At 67.2% G+C, this 20,944-nt stretch carries 24 protein-coding genes; 3 read left to right on the forward strand and 21 right to left on the reverse strand.

From position 1 onward, the window contains the following. Window positions 1–6: 6 nt before the first annotated feature. The 20 genes from ccsB to B9C43_RS13560 all read right to left on the reverse strand — a co-directional run bounded on the left by ccsB (window position 7) and on the right by B9C43_RS13560 (window position 19,131). Window positions 7–972, reverse strand: a complete 966-nt coding sequence (gene ccsB / locus B9C43_RS13465; RefSeq protein ID WP_033384590.1) for a c-type cytochrome biogenesis protein CcsB — start codon at window positions 970–972, stop codon at window positions 7–9. Further along, the gene (gene resB, locus B9C43_RS13470; RefSeq protein WP_143446425.1) at window positions 969–2,459 is read right to left on the reverse strand and encodes a cytochrome c biogenesis protein ResB; all 1,491 of its coding nucleotides are present in this window, start codon (window positions 2,457–2,459) and stop codon (window positions 969–971) included. The genes ccsB and resB overlap by 4 nt, the downstream gene beginning before the upstream one ends. A gap of 38 nt (window positions 2,460–2,497) precedes the next feature. Continuing rightward, window positions 2,498–3,268, reverse strand: a complete 771-nt coding sequence (locus tag B9C43_RS13475; RefSeq protein ID WP_033384589.1) for a cytochrome c biogenesis CcdA family protein — start codon at window positions 3,266–3,268, stop codon at window positions 2,498–2,500. A gap of 73 nt (window positions 3,269–3,341) precedes the next feature. Next, entirely contained in the window at window positions 3,342–3,920 is a 579-nt protein-coding gene (locus B9C43_RS13480) for a TlpA disulfide reductase family protein (protein ID WP_084426501.1), read from the reverse strand. Then, the gene (locus B9C43_RS13485) at window positions 3,917–4,525 is read right to left on the reverse strand and encodes a histidine phosphatase family protein (RefSeq protein ID WP_084428087.1); all 609 of its coding nucleotides are present in this window, start codon (window positions 4,523–4,525) and stop codon (window positions 3,917–3,919) included. Before B9C43_RS13485 ends, B9C43_RS13480 begins: the two co-directional genes overlap by 4 nt. Window positions 4,526–4,542: 17 nt before the next feature. Beyond that, on the reverse strand, window positions 4,543–5,853 hold the full coding sequence (hemL, locus tag B9C43_RS13490) for a glutamate-1-semialdehyde 2,1-aminomutase (RefSeq protein WP_084426503.1): 1,311 nt from the start codon (window positions 5,851–5,853) through the stop codon (window positions 4,543–4,545). Window positions 5,854–5,941: 88 nt separating this feature from the next. Continuing rightward, window positions 5,942–6,433 (reverse strand): hypothetical protein, encoded by a 492-nt coding sequence (locus B9C43_RS13495; protein ID WP_033384585.1) that lies wholly within the window; start codon window positions 6,431–6,433, stop codon window positions 5,942–5,944. Window positions 6,434–6,443: 10 nt separating this feature from the next. Continuing rightward, window positions 6,444–7,640, reverse strand: a complete 1,197-nt coding sequence (locus tag B9C43_RS13500; RefSeq protein WP_033384599.1) for an ABC transporter permease — start codon at window positions 7,638–7,640, stop codon at window positions 6,444–6,446. Beyond that, on the reverse strand, window positions 7,637–8,344 hold the full coding sequence (locus B9C43_RS13505) for an ABC transporter ATP-binding protein (protein WP_084426505.1): 708 nt from the start codon (window positions 8,342–8,344) through the stop codon (window positions 7,637–7,639). Before B9C43_RS13505 ends, B9C43_RS13500 begins: the two co-directional genes overlap by 4 nt. Next, complete coding sequence (locus B9C43_RS13510; protein ID WP_084426507.1) at window positions 8,341–9,540, reverse strand: efflux RND transporter periplasmic adaptor subunit; 1,200 nt, start codon at window positions 9,538–9,540, stop codon at window positions 8,341–8,343. The genes B9C43_RS13505 and B9C43_RS13510 overlap by 4 nt, the downstream gene beginning before the upstream one ends. A gap of 67 nt (window positions 9,541–9,607) precedes the next feature. Beyond that, the gene (locus B9C43_RS13515; RefSeq protein WP_235038590.1) at window positions 9,608–9,946 is read right to left on the reverse strand and encodes a hypothetical protein; all 339 of its coding nucleotides are present in this window, start codon (window positions 9,944–9,946) and stop codon (window positions 9,608–9,610) included. 13 nt (window positions 9,947–9,959) lie between these two features. Further along, entirely contained in the window at window positions 9,960–10,394 is a 435-nt protein-coding gene (locus B9C43_RS13520) for a hypothetical protein (RefSeq protein ID WP_033384581.1), read from the reverse strand. Then, on the reverse strand, window positions 10,391–10,876 hold the full coding sequence (locus tag B9C43_RS13525; protein WP_051895895.1) for a hypothetical protein: 486 nt from the start codon (window positions 10,874–10,876) through the stop codon (window positions 10,391–10,393). Before B9C43_RS13525 ends, B9C43_RS13520 begins: the two co-directional genes overlap by 4 nt. An 11-nt stretch (window positions 10,877–10,887) precedes the next feature. Beyond that, window positions 10,888–11,361, reverse strand: coding sequence for a hypothetical protein (locus B9C43_RS13530; RefSeq protein ID WP_143446310.1), 474 nt, complete (start codon window positions 11,359–11,361; stop codon window positions 10,888–10,890). Between the two features lie 16 nt (window positions 11,362–11,377). Next, window positions 11,378–12,355, reverse strand: a complete 978-nt coding sequence (hemB, locus tag B9C43_RS13535) for a porphobilinogen synthase (RefSeq protein WP_051895892.1) — start codon at window positions 12,353–12,355, stop codon at window positions 11,378–11,380. Next, window positions 12,355–13,887 (reverse strand): bifunctional uroporphyrinogen-III C-methyltransferase/uroporphyrinogen-III synthase, encoded by a 1,533-nt coding sequence (locus tag B9C43_RS13540; protein ID WP_033384578.1) that lies wholly within the window; start codon window positions 13,885–13,887, stop codon window positions 12,355–12,357. Before B9C43_RS13540 ends, hemB begins: the two co-directional genes overlap by 1 nt. Window positions 13,888–13,903: 16 nt before the next feature. After that, window positions 13,904–14,875 (reverse strand): hydroxymethylbilane synthase, encoded by a 972-nt coding sequence (gene hemC / locus B9C43_RS13545; protein ID WP_033384577.1) that lies wholly within the window; start codon window positions 14,873–14,875, stop codon window positions 13,904–13,906. Window position 14,876: 1 nt separating this feature from the next. Beyond that, entirely contained in the window at window positions 14,877–16,181 is a 1,305-nt protein-coding gene (locus tag B9C43_RS13550; RefSeq protein WP_084426511.1) for a glutamyl-tRNA reductase, read from the reverse strand. Beyond that, window positions 16,178–16,966, reverse strand: coding sequence for a redox-sensing transcriptional repressor Rex (locus tag B9C43_RS13555; protein ID WP_407657089.1), 789 nt, complete (start codon window positions 16,964–16,966; stop codon window positions 16,178–16,180). Before B9C43_RS13555 ends, B9C43_RS13550 begins: the two co-directional genes overlap by 4 nt. 659 nt (window positions 16,967–17,625) lie before the next feature. Next, window positions 17,626–19,131 carry a molybdopterin-dependent oxidoreductase gene (locus tag B9C43_RS13560; RefSeq protein WP_143446311.1) on the reverse strand — a complete coding sequence of 502 codons (1,506 nt, stop codon included), beginning with the start codon at window positions 19,129–19,131 and terminating at the stop codon, window positions 17,626–17,628. Between the two features lie 132 nt (window positions 19,132–19,263). On the opposite strand from B9C43_RS13560, the gene B9C43_RS13565 reads away from it, so the two are divergent. From B9C43_RS13565 to B9C43_RS13575, 3 genes are read left to right on the forward strand one after another with little or no spacing between them, the layout of a single operon-like run. Further along, the gene (locus B9C43_RS13565; protein WP_084426513.1) at window positions 19,264–19,707 is read left to right on the forward strand and encodes a hypothetical protein; all 444 of its coding nucleotides are present in this window, start codon (window positions 19,264–19,266) and stop codon (window positions 19,705–19,707) included. Window positions 19,708–19,712: 5 nt separating this feature from the next. Next, window positions 19,713–20,111 carry a hypothetical protein gene (locus B9C43_RS13570; RefSeq protein WP_143446312.1) on the forward strand — a complete coding sequence of 133 codons (399 nt, stop codon included), beginning with the start codon at window positions 19,713–19,715 and terminating at the stop codon, window positions 20,109–20,111. Continuing rightward, complete coding sequence (locus B9C43_RS13575) at window positions 20,111–20,704, forward strand: DUF2339 domain-containing protein (RefSeq protein ID WP_084426519.1); 594 nt, start codon at window positions 20,111–20,113, stop codon at window positions 20,702–20,704. The genes B9C43_RS13570 and B9C43_RS13575 overlap by 1 nt, the downstream gene beginning before the upstream one ends. On the opposite strand, the gene B9C43_RS13580 is transcribed toward B9C43_RS13575, so the two are convergent. Continuing rightward, window positions 20,691–20,930, reverse strand: coding sequence for a glutaredoxin family protein (locus B9C43_RS13580; RefSeq protein ID WP_143446313.1), 240 nt, complete (start codon window positions 20,928–20,930; stop codon window positions 20,691–20,693). The two genes, B9C43_RS13575 and B9C43_RS13580, sit on opposite strands and share 14 nt — an antisense overlap. Between the last annotated feature and the right edge of the window lie 14 nt (window positions 20,931–20,944).

Here is a 20,944-nt window from a genome sequence, read left to right on the forward strand (position 1 = left end):
TTCGGGTCATCCGTTCGCGTAAGAGTGAAGTCCGACAGTCACCAGGTTGACGAAGAACAGGTTGAAGACCGTCGCGGAGAATCCGAGGATGTTGATCCACGCCGCCTTGCCGCCACGCCACCCCGCGGTGGCACGAGAGTGCAGGTAGGCCGCGTAAATCACCCACGCGACGAAGGCCACGGTCTCCTTCGGGTCCCATCCCCAGAACCGTCCCCACGCCGCCTCGGCCCAGATTCCGCCACAGATGACACCGAACGTGAAGATCGGGAAGGCGATGATCGTGGTCCGATATGCCACCCGATCGAGCACATCCGCAGCGGGCAAACGCTCACCGAGCCGGACAAACTTCGTCGCATCGTGGTCATAACGATTGCGGATCAGGTACAGGATGCTGGCCACACCGGGCACCAGGAACAGACCGGACGCGATGATCGCCGCGGCCACGTGGACGATCAGCCAGTACGAGCGCAGCGCCGGCTGCAGCGGCGCGGCCTCGGAGTACAGCACCGTGCCGCCAAGGAACATCAGGATCACGATCGGCAGGAGCACGAACACGGACAACCGGCGGACCGGGAACTTCCTCATCAGCACGAGCCACGTGACCACCGCGACGAGGCTGACCGCGGACATGTACTCGTACATGTTTCCCCACGGAACCCGTCCGACGGCCAGGCCGCGCAGCACAAGCGAACTGAAGTGCAGCAACGCACCCAGGACCATCAGCGAGGCGCCCATCCGCCCGAAGCGCTCCGCCCGGTCCCGCTTCGGCCGCGCCCCAATGGCCTGCGCGGGTGGCTCCTCGGCGATGCTGGGGCCGCCGACGGTGGCGAGCTGGCGGGCGGCGGCACGTTTCGGCCTGACCCGGCCGAAAGCCTGCTCGATCAGGGCGAGCGCCATCGCGAAGATGTAGACGACGACGGTCGCGCCGTACGTCCAGTCACCGAACTGGGCAAGGGTCTCGTTGACCATCAGTTCTTCCCTCCGGTTACCGCACCCGAGAGCCGTTCGAATTCCTCGCCGTATCCGGCCTGGTCAGTGCGGGCGAGCCCGCCCACCTCGACCACGGTACGGCCATCGGCCGCGGGCACGACACGGACCCACAACCGGCGTCGCTTGATGATCAGCGACGCCCCGATACCCGTGATGATCGCGATCGCGAACACCAGCACCCACACCTGCGCGGGATCGTGCGAGACCTGCAAGTACACCCAGCGCTTCACGCCGTCGAACCGCACCACGGTGCCGTCGTCGAGCGTGATCTCGCCGCCTGGCTTGAGGTTCTCCCGCGCGACCTTCTTCAGCCTGCCGTCGTCGACGAGGTTCTGGTCGACCGTGAAGATCGACTGGCCACGGCCGTTGTCGATGCCGAGGTCGCCACGCAGGACATCCACCGCGACCATCGGGTCGCGCAGGTCGGGGAAGCTGGAGTCGAGCAACGAACCGTGCAGCCGCGCAGTCGGGGCGAGTAGCCCGGTCACTGCGATCTGCTTGGTCCGGCGCTCTTCGGCGTTCGTGATCCCTGGCGGGTCGAACTTCGTCGCGCCCTCCGACAGCAGCGTGGTCTGGTTCGTCGGCCGCCACTGGGTGTCCATGGTGCGCTTCTGGCCGTTGGGGTAGGTCACCGTGAACACCGGTGCGTAGCCGTGGCCGAGCAGGTAGATCCGGTCGCCTTCGGTGCGCAGCGGGGAGTTGACCTCCAGGCCGTAGCTCTCCCACTTGCCGGTCTGCAGGTCCGCCCCGGACTGGTACTCCAGGTTGGCCCGGTACAGATCCGGCTGTCCGGAGTCCAGGAAGTTCACGTCGAACGACTTGACCTTCATGCAGAACGGCGAGCCGCCCGTGCCGTCGACCAGCAGTCCCGGCTGGAAGGAGTCGTAGGGCAGCACGCCTGCGTTGCAGAACTCCTGGCTGCCGTCGGCCTTCACGATGACCTGGCCCTCGTAGCCGTAGAGCTTGCCGACCGCCAGCGCGATGATCAGCCCGAGCATGGCGAAGTGGAAGACCAGGTTGCCGGTCTCCCGCAGGTAGCCGCGTTCGGCGGAGATCGTGCGGGCGCCGTTCTCCTCTTCCCGCTCCACCTTGCGCCAGCCGGACAGCGCCTTGGTCGCCTGCGCGACCACCTCGTCAGCTGACTTGTCCACAGTGGACTCGCTGTGGTGCGGCATCCGGCTCAGGTTGCGCGGCGTGATCACCGGCTTGGTGCGCAACGCCTTCACATACTCGAACGTCCGCGGCAACAGGCAGCCGACCAGCGAGATCATCAGCAGCAGGTAGATCGCGGAGAACCACACGCTGGCGTAGACGTTGTAGAACTGCAGCTGGTCGAGCAGCCTGCCCCACCAGCCGTGCTCGGCGATGTAGTCCGCGACCTTGTTGGCGTTCAACGTCCGCTGCGGCAGCAACGCTCCGGGCAGCGCCGCCAAAGCGAGCAGGAACAGCAGGATCAGGGCCGTCCGCATCGACGTGAGACCACGCCATGTGTTGCGCAGGAACGGAATCACAGCGGCAACTCCGTGTCGGAGATGAAGGCGTAGCGCATCCAGGCGATGACCTCGCCCCACAGGCCCGTGATCAGCAGCACGCCGACCGCGAACATCAACGCGCCACCGAAGATCTGGACCTTGCGGCCGTTTTCACGCAGCCAGCCGGTCGCCCGCACGGCCCACCGCGCGCCCAGCGCGATCAGCAGGAACGGCACGCCGAGACCGACGCAGTAGACGAGGACCAGCAGGATCCCCCGTGCGCTCGATCCGCCTGTACTGGCCGCCAGGGTGAGCACGCCCGACAGGGTCGGCCCGATGCAGGGCGTCCAGCCGAGGCCGAAGATCCCGCCGAGGATCGGAGCCGAGACCAGCCCGCCACGCGGCAGCTTGTGGAACCTGAGGTCCTTCTGCAGCTTGGGCACCAGGCCCATGAACACCAGTGCCATCAGGATCATCACCAGGCCGCCGACGCGTTGCAGCACGTCCTCGTTGATCAGCAACTGGTCCGACAGCCACACCAGGCCGCCGACAGTGATGGTGAAGACGACGGTGAACCCGAGGATGAACAGGCCGACCGCGCCGAGCACCCGGTACCGGCCGCGCTTGGTCTGCTCATCCGCCTTGACCGCGGGCGCGTCCGCGCCGACCAGAGCCGCCAGGTAGGCGAGGTAGCCGGGCACCAGCGGCACCACACACGGCGATGCGAACGAGATCATCCCTGCGAGCAGGGAGAGGCCACTGGCGAACAGCAACGGCCCCGACACCGCGATCTCGGTCGGATTCACGCATTAGAGGGTATGCACGGCCCTTGACAGGCCAGGAACCGGCACCCGGGACCTAGGTCCCTGGTCACATCGCTCAGGCCGGCTCGGCCGCGAGTTTCTGGACGATCGGCTCCAGATCGGACTTCAGCTTGCCGATCAGGAACACCTGCGCCACCCGGTGCTGCTTGTCCAGGATGATCGTGCTCGGCACGGCGTTGCGCGGATAGCCCTTGAGGGCCAGCAGGGACCGGCTGCCCGGGTCGTAGATCGACGGGTAGGTCAGGTCCCGGTCACGCATGAAGTCCTCGGGCTGGCTGCGGCTGTCGTCACGGACGTCGATGCCCAGCACCTGCACGCCCTTGTCCTTGTTCTCGTCGTACAGCTTCTGCAGCTCAGGGGCCTCGGCGCGGCACGGCGGGCACCACGCACCCCAGATGTTGATCAGCACGACCTTGCCTGCGTAGTCGGACAGTTTGATCTGCTTGCCCGCTTCGAGCAGGCTCTCGCCGGTCAGCTCGGGCAGCTTCTTGCGGTCGGCGCCCTCGTAGGCGATCTCCAGCTTGCCCCCGGGCGCGACGAAGTCGAACTCCGTGCCGCGCACGACCGCGTCCGTCCCGGTCGAACACCCCGCGACGGCCGCGAGGGCCGCCGCGATCGCGAGAAACTTCCTCATGCGCCTGTCACCTTCGGGTCGGTGGCACCGGCAGGCTCCTGGTACGTGATCCGCACCAGCCGCTCGTCCTCGAACTCCAGGCTGGTCAACGACGCCAGCGAACACTCACGGCGCCGCGGGTCGTGCCACAGCCGTTTGGCCTCGAGGAACCGCCGCAATGTCCAGATCGGCAGCTGATGCGACACGCACACCGCCTCATGGCCTTCGGCCGCCGCCCGCGCACGATGCGCGGCACCGAGCATGCGATGGGCGATCTGCAGGTACGGCTCGCCCCACGACGGCAGAAAAGGGTTGATCAGGTGCTTCCAGTGCTTAGGCGACCGCAGCGAGCCCGCACCGACAGAAACCAGCTGTCCTTCGAAGACGTTGGTCGGCTCGATCAGCCGGTCGTCCGTGGCCACCTCGAGCTGGTGCGAGTCCACGATCGGCGCCGCGGTCTCCTGGGCTCTTTGAAGAGGCGAGGACACGACATACGTGATGTCACGGTCCTTGAGGAACTCCGCGACCGTCAGCGCCTGCCGTCGGCCCAGGTCGGACAGGCCGAAACCGGGGATACGGCCGTACAGGATGCCCGTCGGGTTGTGGACCTCGCCGTGGCGGAGCATGTGGACGATCGTGCGGGTCACTTGACCGCCTCCGCAGCAGCAGCGGCCGCGTGGGGCAGGGCGTCGGCGATGACGTTGAACGCCTCGTCGTCGAGGGCCGCGTTGACGAACCAGGCTTCGAACGCGCTCGGCGGGGCGTAGACACCGCGTTCGAGCAGCGCGTGGAAGAAGGCGGGAAAGCGCCAGGTGTCGGCCTTCTTGGCGGCGTCGTAGTTGGTGACCAGGTCTTCGGTGAAGAACACGCTGACCAGGTTGCCCGCGTACTGCACCCGGTGCGGGACGCTCTTCTCGGTGAGCGCGTCGGTGAACAGGCCGCCGAGACGGTGCGCGTTCGCGTCGAGCTTCTCGTAGACCGCGGCGTCGGCGTTCTGCAGCGTGGTGAGCCCGGCAGCGACCGCGACCGGGTTCCCGGACAGGGTTCCGGCCTGGTAGACGGGGCCCTGCGGAGCCAGCCGGGACATGATCTCGGTGCTGCCGCCGAACGCGGCCGCAGGCAGACCGCCGGACATCACCTTGCCGAACGTGTACAGATCGCCCGCGACACCCTCCAGCCCAAACCAGCCAGAGCTCGACACACGGAAGCCGGTCATCACCTCGTCGATGATCAGCAAGGCACCGTACTGGGCGGTGAGCGAACGCAGGCCCTCGTTGAAGCCGTTGATCGGGGCGATGGCGCCCATGTTCCCGGCCGCGGCCTCGGTGATCACGGCCGCGATCGTGTCGCCGTGCTTCTCGAACGCCGCGCGAACCGCGTCAACGTCGTTGTACGGCAGCACAATCGTGTCGTTGGCCTGAGCACCCGTGACACCAGGTGTCGTCGGCAGCCCCAGCGTCGCGACACCTGAACCCGCTTCGGCGAGCAGAGCGTCGACGTGACCGTGGTAGCACCCAGCGAACTTGATGATCTTCGAGCGGCCGGTGTAGCCACGCGCCAGCCGGATCGCGCTCATCGTCGCCTCGGTGCCCGAATTGACCAGGCGCACCTGCTCCACCGGCCGCACCCGGTTGACGATCTCCTCGGCCAGCTCGACCTCACCGGCCGTCGGCGTACCGAAGGACAACCCGTTGATCGCGGCCTCCCGGACAGCCTCGACGACCTTCGGGTGCGCGTGCCCAAGGATCATCGGGCCCCAGGAGCTCACCAGGTCGACATAACGGTTGCCGTCCGCGTCCCAGAGATATGTGCCTTCGCCCTTGACCATGAACCTCGGCGTGCCGCCCACGGAGTGGAACGCACGGACCGGCGAGTTCACCCCACCGGGGATGAGGGCACTCGCGCGCTCGAACAACTGGGCCGAGGTCTTGACCTGCTCAACACCTGTGCTCACAACTTCAGTCTTACAGGTGACCGGATGTGGCCTGACGCACGGGCATGTCGGGGAACAGGCGGGCCCGCGCGCCAGGGTCATAAGTCCGTCATGAGGACGGACGTTTGGTGATGGTGTTCGCGGTCACGCCATCGTCCGTGCGCTCGCCCTGGACCATCACCGACGAGCCCGGGGTGATGTCGGACATCTTGCCGTCGACGGTCGTCTCGACCTTGGTGCTGTCCGATGTGGTCACCTTCACCTCGGTGCCGTCGGGCATCTTCACGTAGATCGTGTTGCCCTCGATGCGGTCGACCGTTCCCATCGTGCCGCCGCGGAACGTGCCGCCTTGGCCGCCGCCCTGACCAGGTCCGAGACGCATGCCGCCGCCGGATCGTTGCGGTTGCTGAGCGGCGGTTCCACCCGACGAACCCGCGACCGCGGAGTGCGTCCACACGCCGCCGAAGAACGCGACGAGCGCGAGCACTACGACGCCGAGGCCGATGGTGACCTTGGACAGCCCGCGTTTGGCCTGGGTGAGCTCCTGGTCAAGATCGCCGGGCACCGGGGTGGCGATCGGGTTCTGCTGCTGTTCGGTCATCAACTCTCTCCTAATCGTGACGCAGGGCTTCGATCGGGCGCAGTGAGGCGGCCCTGCCCGCCGGGTAGCTGCCGAAGAACAGGCCGATCAGTGCGGACACGCCGAATGCGAGGAAGATCGACCCGGGGACGACCACCGGTGTGATCCCGGCGATGGTGAACTGGCTGCCGACCACGCCCGCGGCGACGCCGAGCGCGCCGCCGAAAAGACTCAGCAGGGTCGCCTCGGTCAGGAACTGCCCGAGGATCACGCCGCGGGTCGCGCCGATCGCTTTGCGGATCCCGATTTCCCGGATCCGCTCGGTCACCGTCACCAACATGATGTTCGTGACGCCGATTCCCCCGACCAGCAAGGAAATCGCGGCCACTGAGGCCAGCAACACGGTGAACGTCTCGGTCGCGGTCGTGCGCGTCGCCAGCAGCTGTTCTTGGCTCAGCACGCGGAAGTCCGCGGTCTGGTTCGCCGAGATCCGGTGCCGTGCGGTCAGGATCGCCGTGATCTCGGCTTGCGCCGCTGACATCGACTCGGCGCTCGTTGCCTGTACGAGGATCTGATTCACCTGGCCGTAGCCGGTCAGCGAATTCTGCACGGCTGTCAAGGGCGCGACCGCCGTGTCGTCGGCGTTGTTCAGGCCAGACGAGCCCTTCGACTGCAGCACGCCGATCACGGTGAACTGGATGTTGTTGGCCAGCACCTGTTTGCCGACCGGATCGGCGTTGCCGAACAACTCCTGTGCCGTGGTCGGGCCGAGGACCATGACCTTGCGGCCCGCAGTCACGTCGTCGGCGGTGAACAACGAACCGGAAGCCAGCGCGCTGTTCGACGTCGAGAAGTACTCCGGGTTCGTGCCGATCAGTTGCGGCACTTCGTAACTGGTGCCTTGGTAGACCGCCGTGACCGGAGTCGAGACCACGGGCGAACTGGCCTTGATGTCAGGCGCGCCAAGGGGATCGACCAAAGCCTTGGCGTCCTCGACGGTCAACGGCCGCGCGTTGGCGTTCTGCCCACCGGCGCGCGACACCGTGAGCACGTTGGTGCCCAGGCCGGCGATGCTCTGTTCGATCGAAGCCGACGCCCCACTGCCCACAGCGACAAGCAGGATCACGGCAGCGACGCCGATCATGATGCCGAGGGTCGTCAGCCCCGAACGGAGTTTGTTCGCCGCGAGCCCGCGCAGGGCGAATCGAAGGACTTCACCGAACTTCACGTCAGCGCTCCCGTCCTGCGCCACTGTGACGTGTCTTCGACGATCTGGCCGTCGGAGACACGGACCATGCGAGCCGCGCGCCCGGCGACGTGGTCCTCGTGCGTGATCATCACGATCGTCCGGCCGATTCGGTTGAGCCGGTCGAACACCGCCAGCACCTCGTCGGTGCTTTCGCTGTCCAGGTTTCCGGTCGGCTCGTCGGCCAGCACCATCGCCGGCCCGGTCACCAGCGCACGCGCCAACGCGACCCGCTGTTGCTGGCCACCGGACAGCTGGTTGGGCTTGTGCCCGGCCCGGTCGACGAGACCGACCATTTCCAGGGCTGCCATGGCTCGCTCGCGTCGTTCCTTTCGGCCGACACCGGCGTAGACGAGCGGCAGCTCCACATTGGACATCGCGGACGTTCGGGGAACCAGGTTGTAGGACTGGAAGACGAAGCCGATCTTCCGGTTGCGCACCAGGGAAAGCTGACGTTCGTTGAGATCACCGACGTCGATTCCGTCCAGTTTGTACGTTCCGCGGGTCGGCACGTCCAGGCAGCCGAGTACGTTCAGCAGAGTTGATTTGCCTGAACCGGACGCGCCCATGATCGCGAGGTATTCGCCGGGCCACACGGCCAGATCCACGCCGCGCAACGCGTGCACCTCGGTTTCGCCGCTGCCGTAAGTCTTGTGCAACGCGCTGACTTCGATGACCGGCTTCATCGCCCTGTCCCGCCGCCGCCACCAGGCTGCTGGATCCGGACACCGCCGCCGCCGAGACCGCCACCGCCGAAGCTGCCACCACCGCGTTCCTGCTGGTTGCTGGTGGCCGGAGCCGTGGGCAGAACGACCTGATCGCCGACGTTCAGCCCGGAAGTCACCTGCACCAAGGACTCGCTGCGCACGCCGATCTCGATCGCACGGCTGGTCTCCTGGCCGTTCACCAGCAGGTTCACTGTGTGCGTCGTGCCGACCGTGCGCATCGCGGCCGACGGGATCGCGATCGCGTCAGCGGCCTTGGCGACCGTGATCGCCACGCTCGCGGACTGACCAGGCCGCAACTGAGCGGGCGGTGTGTTCAGCGTCAGGGTCACGCCGTAGGTCACGACATTGTTCGAGCCTGTCGTGGCTGTGAGGTCGATCGCGGACACCTTGGCTGCCTGCGGCGTGTCCGGCATGGCGTTCAACGTGACCGTGGCGTCCTGGCCCGCTTTGACCTTGGCCACGTCGATCTCCGCGAGGTTCGCTTTGACCTGCAGGCTCGCCAGGTTCGTGATCGTGATGAACCCGGACGAAGCGGACGTGGACGAGTTCCCCGAGTTGGCGGACCCGTTGTTGGCTGTGGAACCTCCGGACGACGAACCGGTTTTCTGGCCGACGGTTCCGTTGATCGCGGTCACCGTCCCGTCGCCGGGTGCGGTCAACGTGGTCGCGTTCACCGCTTCCTGCGCCTGGTCCACGTTGACCTCGGCCTGATCCACCTGGGCCTGCAACGACTTCGTGCTCTGCTGCTGCGACGACTGCCCCTGCTGAGTCGTGGTGGTTTCCGACGCGTTGGCCAGGTTCTCCTTGGCCGCGCTCAGACTGGACTTGGCGGCCGCGAGCTGCAGCTTGGCCTGCGAATCGTCCAGTTTGGCCAATTGCTGGCCTTTGCTGACGGTGTCACCGACTTTGACGTTGATCTGCGTGATCGTGCCGCTCGCAGCGAAATCCGCGGTCCCGGTGTAGCTGCTTTCCACGCTGCCCGCAGCCGAAACAGTCTCGACGACATCGGTCCGGGTCGCCGCGACGGATCGGACGCCAGTCGGCGTTGCCGCGTTCGAACTCGGCCACAAGAAGGTGTACGCACCCCAGCCCGCGGCGACCAGAGCCACCACGAGTACCCCATTGATCAACCACGCACGGCGTCCGCGTCTCATGCAGGCAATGCTCGACGCGGCAGTTCCCAGCTTGCTGGAAGCAACCTGGGAGTTGGCTGGGAGGAGATCAGGCCCGGTGCTTGGGCCTCGCGCGAGCGGCCAGCACGAGCTGGCGGATGGCATCGACCACCAGCACACCCGCGATAGTGCCGGAGAAGATCGCCAGTGACATCCAGTGCCCGTAGTACCGGTGCGACACCAGCGTGCGGCCGTCGTCCAGCACTGTGGTGATGGTCGCGACGCCCTTCGGCCACAGGTAGAAAGCCAGCCAGATCAGCCCGGCGGCGACCAGCACCTCCGCCGCGGCGACGAGCGCACGCTTCGGCTGGTTCAGCTTCGCACGCACCGGCGGCAGCGCCGGGAGCTCGGGTTCCTGCTCCGGGGCGGTCTTCGGCTGGGCAGTCACATCATGCAGCTTCTCACGAGTCGATTCGCTCGCGCAGGGCAGCCCGCAGCGCCTCGCCGTCCTTGGCCCACGCGAGCACTGTCGTGCCGTCGTGCAGCTTCACCGGAACGGACTCGAACTTGCGCGGCACAGTCAGGCCACCACCGAGAACACGAGCGGCCATCGGCGTTCCGACCTCGTCGTCAGCCGCGGCGATCTGCTCGAGCGGCAGCTCCTCACGGCCTTGCCGCAGGACCAGGTGGGTCAGTTCGACCGAGCAGATCTTGCGCCTGGCCTGCACCCAGACCGCGGCGGCACCGGCGAACAGGAACGCCACGATCACCCATGCGACAACGTGCACCGGCCCGGTCGTCCACTCGACGATCGCGCCGACCAGGGCGAAAATCGGTCCCCACAACACCGGCCACCAGGTGGAACCGGGTTCGGCGTAGAAGACCGGTCCGCTCATCGCCGCGGCGGCACCTTGCGGAACTGGCGGAAGTACTCGTTGGACGGCGGCATGAACATGAACACCAGCCCGGTGGCCGTGATCACCACGGAGACCAGCCCGACCACCGACGTCATGCCGACCGCGGAGGCCTGGGTGAGCAGGCCGAAAACGGCGAACACGGTGAGCAGGATCCGCGCCCAGTTGCGTCCCGCCCGCATCCGCCACGCGAACAGCACCATCAGCAGGGCGACCACCCCGAGCGCGAAGTAGAACATCGTCTTGATCGTGCTCGGCGGCAGCTGCGCCTCCGGACGGCCGGCGGACTGCTGCACGAACTGCTGGACGAACACGTCCGCGTCCACGGCCTGCAGCACGGCGGACACCACAGCGGACAGCACCCAGACCGCGAAGGCGATGTTCACTTCCTTGGGCACCGCGGGCTTGGGCGGTTTCTGCTCAGGCGGGGTGTGCTTCGGGGCGGGGAAGAGCGGGTCGGACACGGGACGAACTCCTACTCCTCGCTCAGGAAACGGGTCGACGTGCCGGAGAACAACAAACCCACCGACGTCAGCACGCAGAGAATGCCCGCCAGCGGGATGAGTGGGATGTTCAGGCCGTGCAGCAGCAACTGCAGCAGCACGAACAGGATCGCCAGGATGGTGAAGCGGAACCTGGACTTGCGGTCACCCGCCCGCACCTGCCGAACCATGTAGGCCGCGAGCAGGCCGATGATGACCGCGAACGCGAGGTTCAGCCAGACACCGACGTTGATGCCCTGCCTGATCTGCTCCGGTGAAATCCGCTGGTCCGCCGGCCGCTGCGCCTGGCTCTCGATCGCCAGCGTGATGGACTGGTCCTTCAGCGCGAGCGCGAGGGCGGCGACCAGGATCAGAATGCTGAAGCCCACGATGGTCAGCCAGAACGCCACGTTGACGATCCGCGGCGCCATCGTCGGCGTCGGGTCCGATTTGCCTGAACTCGTCACACCACGAACGCTACCCTCAGCCCTCGCGCAGCCAGCCTGCGACCTCGACTGCCCAGTACGTGAGCACGATGTCGGCCCCCGCGCGGCGGATCGACGTGAGCGTTTCGGTGATCGTGCGCCGCCGGTCGAGCCAGCCGTTCGCGGCCGCCGCCTCGATCATCGCGTACTCACCGGAAACCTGGTACGCGGCCACCGGGACGTCCGAGATCTCCGCGGTCGCCCTGATCACGTCCAGGTACGCCAGCGCGGGCTTGACCATCACCATGTCCGCGCCTTCGGCCAGGTCGAGCTGGACCTCGCGCAGCGACTCACGGACGTTGCCCGGATCCTGCTGGTATGCCTTGCGGTCGCCCTTGAGCTGCGAGTCCACCGCGTCACGGAACGGGCCGAAGAACGCCGAGGCGTACTTCGCCGAGTAGGCGAGGATGCCGGTGTCCTGGAAGCCCGCATCGTCGAGTGCGCCGCGGATCACGCCGACCTGGCCGTCCATCATCCCGCTCGGGCCGAGCACATGGGCTCCGGCGCTGGCCTGGGCGACCGCCATCTCGGCGTAGATCTCCAGGGTCGCGTCGTTGTCCACGTTGCCGTGCGCGTCGAGGACGCCGCAGTGTCCGTGGTCGGTGAACTCGTCCAGGCACAGATCGGACATGATCACTGTGCTGTCGCCGACTTCTGAGTACACGTCCCGCAGTGCGACGTTCAGGATGCCGTCCGGGTCCGTCCCGCCCGAGCCGACCGCGTCGTGCTTCTCCGGCACACCGAACAACATCAGGCCGCCGACACCGGCCTGCACGGCTTCGACAGCGGCTTTGCGCAGTGAGTCACGGCTGTGCTGGAGCACGCCGGGCATGGAGGACAGGGCGACCGGTTCGGTCAGTCCTTCCTTCACGAACATCGGCAGGATCATCTGCTCCGGCCGCAGCGTCGTCTCACTCACCATCCGCCGGAGCGCCGCAGTGCGGCGCAACCGACGGGGCCGATGACTCGGGAACATCAGCGACGCGCCCGCTTCGTCTTCCGGGGCGGGGGCAGCGCGCCCTCGGCACGCAGCCGGGCCGCGTGCTCGGCGAGAGCGTCCACCAGCGCCGGGATCTGCGGCACCTCGGGCTGAACGTCAACCCTCAGGCCGAATTCACGCGCGGTCTCCGCGGTCTTCGGGCCGATGCAGGCAACGAGCGTGCGAGCGTGCGGCTTTCCTGCGATACCAACGAGGTTGCGGACCGTGGAGGACGAGGTGAAGCACACCGCGTCGAAGCCACCGGTCTTGATCATCTCGCGGGTCTCGGCGGGCGGCGGCGCGGCGCGGACCGTGCGGTACGCCGTCACGTCGTCGATCTCCCAGCCGCGGTCACGCAGGCCGGCCGCCAGCGTCTCGGTGGCGATGTCGGCCCGTGGCAGCAGAACCCGGTCGACCGGGTCGAGAATGTCGTCGTACGGCGGGAAGTCCGCGAGCAGGCCCTCGCTGGACTGCTCACCCGACGGGATCAGCTCGGGGATGATGCCGAACGACCGCACGCGGGCCGCGGTGGACTCACCCACACAAGCGATCTTCACGCCGGAGAACGCGCGAGCGTCCAAACCGAACTCGGAGAACTTCTCCCACACCGCGCGAACCGCGTTGGTCGAGGTGAAAACGACCCACTGGTAGCGGCCGTCCACCAAGCCCTTGACCGAACGCTCCATCTGCGCCGGGCTGCGCGGCGGCTCGACGGAGATGGTCGGGACCTCGGAGGGGATCGCGCCGTGGATCCGCAGCCGCTCGCTCATCTCCTGCGCCTGGTCCTTGGTGCGCGGCACCAGGACCTTCCAGCCGTAGAGCGCGCGGGACTCCCACCACGACAGCTTGGAGCGCCCGGCAACCTCTTGTCCCACAGTGACAATCAGGTGCCCGACGAGCTCACCCGCGTCCGCGGCAAGGGAAGCGAGCGTGGTGTCGATGGTGCGCTGCGACGAACCCGTGCCGTCGGAAGTGACGGCGACCGGGGTCTGCGGCGCAAGACCGTGCTCCACCAACGAAGACGCGGCCTCGGCGAGGTGGCTTGCGCTGGCGTGCAACACAAGCGGGCCGTGCACACCGGCCAGGCCTGCCCAGTCGACCGTGCCGCGAACGTCCACTTCGGTGTGTTGCGAGCCGAGCGCGACACCCGCGTACGCCGGAACCGCAGTGCCCGCAGGCACTCCAGGCACGACGTCGTACGCAGTGGTGCTCTTGGCGACCGCCTGCGTCTCGGCGACCACCGCGGTCTGCGTCAACGGGTCACCGGCGACCAACCGGACGACCGAGCGCCCAGCCTTCGCCTCGTTCGCCAGGTCCTTGGCCACGTCGGCGGGCTGGCCGACGGCAGGCCGCACCTCCGCGTCGGCCTTGGCGTACGCGAGTACACCGGCCGGCACATCGGGGTCGGTCACGAGAAGCTCGGCACGCTCGATCAGCTCGCGTGCGCGAACCGTCAGCAGCCCGGCGTCCCCGGGGCCGGAGCCTACGAATGCGACGCGGCCAGGGGCCTTACGTGCATTGGTCGTCATTTCAGGGCACTTCCCATCAACTACGGCTCTCGGGGCCGGACAGCACACCGGCGCCGAGGTCGAGCAGTTCCGCGGCCAAGTCACGGCCAAGCTGCTCGGCAGCGGTCAGGTCACCAGTGGCCGAGGCGCGAAGCAGATCGACGACGACGGGGTTGCCGTCCTCGTCCTTCGCGTAAACCGCGGCGACGCCACGCAACGACAGGCGCATCACTACGCGCCCGTCGTCGTCGAGGTCCTCCACGACATCGGCCAGTGCGCCAACGGGCGCGTTGCATCCGGCTTCGAGCTTGGCCAGCATGGCCCGCTCAGCGGCTACAGCAGCCCTGGTGGCTTGATCGTCCACAATGGAGCGAAGAAGGTGTTCGACGTCAACGTCGTCGACACGGCACTCGACCGCGAGCGCACCCTGCGCGGGCGCGGGCAGCATCTGGATCGGCTCGAGCACCTCGGTGATCACGTCGAGGCGGCCGAGCCTGGAAAGACCCGCCTTGGCAAGGACGACCGCATCCAGTTCGCCGTCGGTGACCTTGCGCACCCGAGTGTCCACATTGCCCCGCAGGCCGACGATTCGCAGCCCGAGGCCCAGCGCTTCCAGCTGGGCAGCCCGGCGCGGGGAACCCGTGCCCACGGTCGATCCGGGCGGCAGCTCTCCGAGCGTCAACCCGTCCCGCGCCACCAACGCGTCCCGCGGATCCTCGCGCTGCGGCACGGCCGCGAGTGCGAGCCGAGAGTCCGGCGCGGTGGGCAAGTCCTTGTAGGAGTGGACGGCGACGTCCACTTCGTCGTCGGCGAGCGCGTCGCGCAGGGCGGACGTGAACACGCCGACACCGATCTCCGCGATCGGCTTGTCCGACCGGTCACCGGGCGTCGACACGGTGACGATCTCGACGTGCACGTCGCCATCACGCTCAAGCGCGTCGGCGACCATACGGGTCTGCGTCAACGCCAATGCGCTGCCGCGGGTCCCGATCCTGATGGTCCGCTTCATCTCAGAGTTCACCGTCCACATGGGACTTCGTGATCGCGTCCGGCTTCGCCGGGTCGAGTGCGAACAGCTCGCGCAGCGCGTCGGCGTAACCGGCGCCAGCGGGGTTCGCGGCGAGCTGCTTGACCCGCACGGTCGGGGTGTGCAGCAGCTTGTCCACAACACGTCGGACCGTGCGGGCGAGCTCATCACGCACCGCACCGTCCAAATCGGGCAGCTTCGAGTCGAGCCGGAGCAGTTCGGAGTCGACCACTTCGGCGGCACGGCGACGCAACGCCGTGACAGTCGGAGTGACCTCCGCGGACCGCTGCGCGGCAAGGTACGCCTGGACTTCCTCCGCGACGATGCGCGCGGCCCACGCGGCACCCTGGCCGCTCGGCGCGTCGGCAAGACGCCGCTGCAGGCTTTCCAAGTCGACGACCGTGACATCGGCGATGTCACCGACGCCATGCTCGACATCACGCGGCAGGCCGAGGTCGCAGATGACCAAAGGCTTGTCGCGCTTGAGAATGTGGGCCTGGCGAATGACCGCGGTCACCGCGCCCGTGCACGAGACGACAACATCCGCGTCGGCGATGTGCCGCTCAAGGTTCTCAAGCCCCACAGCGGTCGCCGGGATGCCGTCATCGACGAGGGTGTTCGCCAGCCGGGAACCGTTGGCACGCGAACGGTTCGCGATGACGACTTCGCCGATTTCCACACGCTTGAGCGCGGCGACGGACAGGCCGCCCATCGAACCGGCGCCGACGACGAGCGCTTTCCGCCCGGCGAGACCGTTCAGCACGCTTTCCGCGTCCGACAAGGCTTCCGAGACGACCGAGCCACCGGCCTGGTCGAGATCGGTCTCCGAGTGGGCCCGCTTGCCGACGCGCAAAGCCTTCTGCGTCAACTCATGCAGAACGCGGCCGACAGTTCCTTGTTCGCGCGCGATGTTGTACGACGAGCGCACCTGGCCGAGGATCTGCGCCTCGCCGACGACCATCGAGTCAAGACCCGCGGCGACGGTGAAAAGGTGCTCGACGGCAGCGCCCGCGTAGTGCACGTACAAGTGGCGGTACAGCGAAGCCGTCGGCTGACCGGAGTGCCGGGACAGCACGTCGACGACATCGGACAGGCCACCGTGGAACGCCTCGACGACGGCGTAGATCTCGACCCGGTTGCAGGTCGAGACGAGGATCGCCTCGGAGATGTTCGCGCACTGCAGCAGGTCGGCGAGCACCTTGTCGGTCTTCTCGGCGGGTACTGCCACCCGCTCGAGCAGGTCGACGTCCGCGGTGCGATGGGAAAGCCCAACCGCGAGGACACTCATCGGCCGATCACCACCCCGTCGACATCGCCCAATGCCGACCCGTTGACGTTCATGCTGTCCGCCCTGCGCGCGACGTGGAACGACAAGATCTGAAGTTCGACCGCGAGGTCGACCTTGCGGACCTCGACGTGGTCGGGAACCTGGAGCACGACGGGTGCGAAGTTCACGATGCTCGCGACACCCCCGGCGACCAGACGGTCACATACGGCCTGCGCGGCCGCGGGCGGCGTGGCGATCACGCCGATGGAGATCTCCCGCTCGGCGCAGACCTTGGGGATGTCGTCGATGTGGCTGACCGGGAGGCCGCCGACGGGCACCCCGACGAGATCGGGGTCGACGTCGAAGAGCGCGGCCACTGGGAACCCCCTGCTCGGGAACCCGCCGTAGTTGGCGAGGGCATGTCCGAGGTTACCGATTCCGACCACCGCGACGCTGTGGCTGCGGGTGAGGCCCAAGATCCGTTCGATCTGGTCGACGAGGACGCTGACCTCGTAACCGACGCCACGCGTGCCGTAGGAACCGATGTAGGAAAGGTCCTTGCGCAGCTTGGCGGAGTTCACACCAGCAGCGGCGGCGAGCTCTTCGGAGGAAAGGGTGACGATGCCCTGCTCGGCCATTCCGGAGAGAACACGGAGATAAACCGCGAGCCGGGCGACGGCCGCCTCAGGGATGGCACGCGCCCGCTGCATGGGGGTGTCTGAGACAGGCGGGATCGGCATGGTGACTTCGGCTGCGTTGGGTGCAGCTTCCCGGTCACCGCCACGATGCCCACGCGCTGCCGCCACGCTGCTACTCCTCACCGAAACCCGGACTGTTCGCACGACCACCGGAGACTGGAAGGCGTCCGGCGTGATGTGCTTACGGTAGCCATTTGTGAACGAATGCACAAAGTGGCTGGAACTGGGCTTGACGCGGTTCACACCGCGTCCCGCAGACAAGCGGCCCAGGGACCTCATTGGATGAGCATCCCCCGGCCAAGCCGTCCGCGGAATGTGACATGAGGGACTCTTAAGGGCAACTCGCCATCGCATGCATCCGCCCAGGGTTCGGTGACAGTGTTGTGGCCTCGATGTGGCATCGGAATCATCCCGAACCAACCCCGCCGCATCCGGACAGTCGAACACCTCGCGGGCCGCTTTGGAGGGGTGTGACGCGGCCGCGACCAAGCCCGCGCGCCCGATGCGACGGCGTCCCGCGACCAAGCTCGAAAAATGCCCCACGCCACCATCCCCCGACCAACCAAAGAACCCGCAGCTCCAAGCCCATTTCCGCGAAGAGATGCGCCCCCAGCGCAGCCCCCACCACTCCCGGGGGCTCCCCGCTTGCCAGTCTACCGGGGGTGGGGGGTGAGCTGGGGGTTCGCAAGGGTGATGGCCGCGCGAACGGTCCTTTCGCTCGAAGTTCACTCGGGTGGGTGGCTGCCGGGGACGGCGGTCGGTGCAGGTCAGCGCACGCTGATGGTCACCGTGTGCCAGCCGGTCGCGCCGTCCGGGACGGGGTCGGCGATCACATCGGTCTGCGTGTAGCCCGTTTGATCCGTCGCACGGCATTGGAGCGTGTGCTCGCCCGGCGCCAGCTCCAGGTCTGCTTCCCACATTCGCCACGTGTCCAGGCTCACCTCCGTGGCCAGCCGCGCAGGTATCCATTCCCGCCCGTCGGCACGGACTTCGACCTTCGCGATGCCGCGGGTCTGCGCCCACGCGACTCCGCCGACGGTCACCTTGCCCGCTTGCGCCGAGCCGCGTGGGGTGTCGATGCGGGATTGGGTCTTGATCGGGCCACGTGCGGCCCAGCCCCGTTCGAGCCAGTACGCCTGTTTGTCGGCGAAGGTGGTGAACTCGATGTCGACGACCCATTTCGTGGCCGAGACGTACCCGTAGAGGCCAGGAACCACCATCCTGGCGGGGAAGCCGTGCTCGACGGGCAGCGGTTCGCCGTTCATGCCGATCGCGAGCAGGCCGCGGTCGAGGATGTCGGCGACCGGTGTGCCGCAAGTCCAGCCGTCGGCGCTGGTGGAGAAGAGCTGATCGGATCCGGGTTTCACGCCTGCGTCGGCGAGGATCTCCTTGAGTGGCACGCCGATGAAGTTCGACGTGGAGATCAGGTCACCGCCGATCTCGTTGGACACGCAGGTCAGCGTCACCGTGCGTTCGACCAACGGCAAGCGCCGGATGTCCTCGTAGCGCAGGGTCAGTTCCTTGTCGACGGCGCCGTGGATGCGCAGCACCCAGTCCTCCGCGCGCACCTTCGGCACGCTCAGCGCGGTGTCGATCCGGTAGAAGTCCCGGTTGGACGTCAAAAACCGTGTCGTACGAGGAACAAAGTCAGCGCCAGCCGGGATCTGCGGCGCGGGCTGTGCCGGGGTCAGCTGGCCGATCGCGGCGCGTGAGCCCTCGACATCGGTACGGCTGCCGAGCAGTTGCCCACCTAGTCCGGCAACACCGATGCCCGCGACCACACCTGCCGAAGCTTGCAGGAACTTGCGGCGTTCGGCCGACTCGATCGGCGGCCGGGACAGCCGATGCATGAGCCGGAAGACGAAGACACCCGCGAACAGGCTCGCCAGCGGCGCGAGAATCGCCAACTGGCCGAGGTCGGGCCGGATCATCACAGCGATCAAGCCGAGTGCACCGACGACGACTGCCACGACCGTGCCCGGTGCGGGGCTCCGCCGGGACAGCAGTCCGGCGAGCGCGGCGAACCCGAGCAACACCACGGCCATCCCGATCAGCAGTACGAGTTTGTCCGCTGTGCCGAACGTGGCGATCGCCCAGTCCTTCACCGGGTCCGGAGTCAGGTCGATCGCTGTGTTGCCGACCGCGAGGAACGGCGACGCGTTGCCGTCGAGCAGCCCGGCGACGAGGTGCCCGGCAGCCACCGCCGCGACCACGCCGAGGACGCCCGCCCACACCGCGCGCCACGGCGACAGCCTGTTGTCAGAGTTCTCCACAACACCTATTCGACGCCTTCGACCGCATGGCTCGCATCTGTGAACGACAAGCGGTAAGAAGTCCGTTACGTTCCGGCCCCCTCCGACGACACCAAGCCCGACGACGGTTTGTTTCCGATCAGGGGGGACCTGATGACCGACGAGGGCAGCCCTACTCCGATACCGCCGATCACATACGTGGTCGACCCGGCTCCACCGCCGCAGGAGGCGCCCTCGCGGAGCCGCAAGACCTTTGCCCTCTGGACGGTCGCGGTGGTTTTCCTGCTCGCCACAGCGGGGTTCGTGACGTTGTGGGTCCTTGAGCGTGACGACCACAAGGCCACGGTCGGCCAGCTCGGCACCGCACGAGCGGAACTCGACGGCGTCAAGGCGAAAGTGGCGGGCCTGGAGAAACGCCACGTCGACACCGAGGGCCGGATCAAGACAGCCAACGACGAACGCCAGAAGTACGAGGCGGACGCCGCGGCTGCCAAGCCGTGTGCCGAGGCTGGCCGTGAGCTCATAGCCACGTCATCCGACGGGTCAGACCGGGCGATCGCCGCCGCTGTTCGGCTGATCCGAGCGAGGTGTGAGTAAGAGTGATGACTGAGATGACTCCGCAGAACCCGCCCGCACGCAAGCGGATCACTGTTCCACTCGTCGTCCTGGTGCTCTTCGTCCTCGCGGCTGGGACTTTCGGCACGCTGTGGCTGCTTGAGCGGGGTGAGCACAGCAAGGTTTCCGAGGACCTCACGGTCGTGCGCACCGAGATCGACGGTGTCAAAGCCAAGTTGAGTGAGGCCGAGAAGAAGCAGGCCGACTTGGACAAGCAGGTCACCGAGGCGGGCAACGCCAGGCGAACGGCCGAGACCACAGCCTGGGCCAACCAGGACTGCGCCAAGGCGACAAAGGAAATGAACGCGGCGGCGCTTGCGCGGAACCTCCAGCTGTTCGAGGAAAAGTTCGACACCGCGTGGTTCCACTGTGGAGGCGAAGGCTGATGACCGACAACAACACACCGGACGCCCAACAACCTGACGAGCAGCCCGCGCTGCCGCCGTTGACGATCACGCCACCGCAGAACATCGCCGCGCCAAGCGATGCCGCGTGGCAGCCGCTGCCGGGCGACCAGGTCCCAGCTGCGGTGCTGCCGCAAAGTCCTTACGCGGCAACGACTCCGCAGACGCCGCCGCAAGGCATGCCGGTCCAGCACCCGAGCGGGCCGCTGCCGATGGCGGCTTACCCGGCGCCTGCGCCGCGCAAGCCGCGGAACAAGCCAGCGATGGTGATGACCGCCTTGGCCATCGTGTTCTTGCTTGCCGCAGGCGCGTTCGGCGCGCTGTGGCTGGTCGAACAAGGCGATCACAAGGGCACGAACAGCGAGCTGCAGACCGTTCGGAGCAACCTGTCCAAGACCACGAAGCAATTGGAGGACACGGAGAAGGAGCGGGCCAGCGCGGTGACGGACAAGCAACGCGCCGAGCAGAGCTCCGCCGCGACCAAACCATGCCTCGACGCCGCGAAGGCCACCATCCGGGCCCTCACCGAGGACGAGTTCAGGAAGAACTTCCAGGAGATGGTCAAGCAGTGCTGAGGGCCGCGCGCAAGCGCGGCTCTTCAACCTTCCAGTAACCGTGTTCCCTGTCGTCGATCAGGATGACGGGGACCCGGTCGCCGTATTCGGCGCGCAGTTCCGGGTCGGCGTCGACATCCTCGGCCGACCAGGAAACGCCGAGATCGCCGCAGATCCGTGCGATGTCGGCCTCGGCGACCTCACATGCGTGACAGCCTGCCCTGGTCATTACGGTCACATGAGCCACGGCTATCACGGTAT

The organism is Kibdelosporangium aridum (assembly GCF_900176515.1).
Lineage (GTDB): Bacteria > Actinomycetota > Actinomycetes > Mycobacteriales > Pseudonocardiaceae > Kibdelosporangium > Kibdelosporangium aridum.

What these genes read in the sequence shown, in the direction of transcription:
- hemB (WP_051895892.1), bottom strand. Translation starts at nt 12,355, where the DNA reads ATGTTCCCGAGTCATCGGCCCCGTCGGTTGCGCCGCACTGCGGCGCTC.
- B9C43_RS13570 (WP_143446312.1), top strand. Translation starts at nt 19,713, where the DNA reads ATGACTGAGATGACTCCGCAGAACCCGCCCGCACGCAAGCGGATCACT.
- B9C43_RS13550 (WP_084426511.1), bottom strand. Translation starts at nt 16,181, where the DNA reads ATGAGTGTCCTCGCGGTTGGGCTTTCCCATCGCACCGCGGACGTCGAC.
- hemC (WP_033384577.1), bottom strand. Translation starts at nt 14,875, where the DNA reads ATGAAGCGGACCATCAGGATCGGGACCCGCGGCAGCGCATTGGCGTTG.
- B9C43_RS13480 (WP_084426501.1), bottom strand. Translation starts at nt 3,920, where the DNA reads ATGAGGAAGTTTCTCGCGATCGCGGCGGCCCTCGCGGCCGTCGCGGGG.
- B9C43_RS13510 (WP_084426507.1), bottom strand. Translation starts at nt 9,540, where the DNA reads ATGAGACGCGGACGCCGTGCGTGGTTGATCAATGGGGTACTCGTGGTG.
- B9C43_RS13540 (WP_033384578.1), bottom strand. Translation starts at nt 13,887, where the DNA reads ATGACGACCAATGCACGTAAGGCCCCTGGCCGCGTCGCATTCGTAGGC.
- B9C43_RS13505 (WP_084426505.1), bottom strand. Translation starts at nt 8,344, where the DNA reads ATGAAGCCGGTCATCGAAGTCAGCGCGTTGCACAAGACTTACGGCAGC.
- B9C43_RS13520 (WP_033384581.1), bottom strand. Translation starts at nt 10,394, where the DNA reads ATGAGCGGACCGGTCTTCTACGCCGAACCCGGTTCCACCTGGTGGCCG.
- B9C43_RS13565 (WP_084426513.1), top strand. Translation starts at nt 19,264, where the DNA reads ATGACCGACGAGGGCAGCCCTACTCCGATACCGCCGATCACATACGTG.
- resB (WP_143446425.1), bottom strand. Translation starts at nt 2,459, where the DNA reads ATGCGGACGGCCCTGATCCTGCTGTTCCTGCTCGCTTTGGCGGCGCTG.
- B9C43_RS13495 (WP_033384585.1), bottom strand. Translation starts at nt 6,433, where the DNA reads ATGACCGAACAGCAGCAGAACCCGATCGCCACCCCGGTGCCCGGCGAT.
- B9C43_RS13575 (WP_084426519.1), top strand. Translation starts at nt 20,111, where the DNA reads ATGACCGACAACAACACACCGGACGCCCAACAACCTGACGAGCAGCCC.
- B9C43_RS13485 (WP_084428087.1), bottom strand. Translation starts at nt 4,525, where the DNA reads ATGCTCCGCCACGGCGAGGTCCACAACCCGACGGGCATCCTGTACGGC.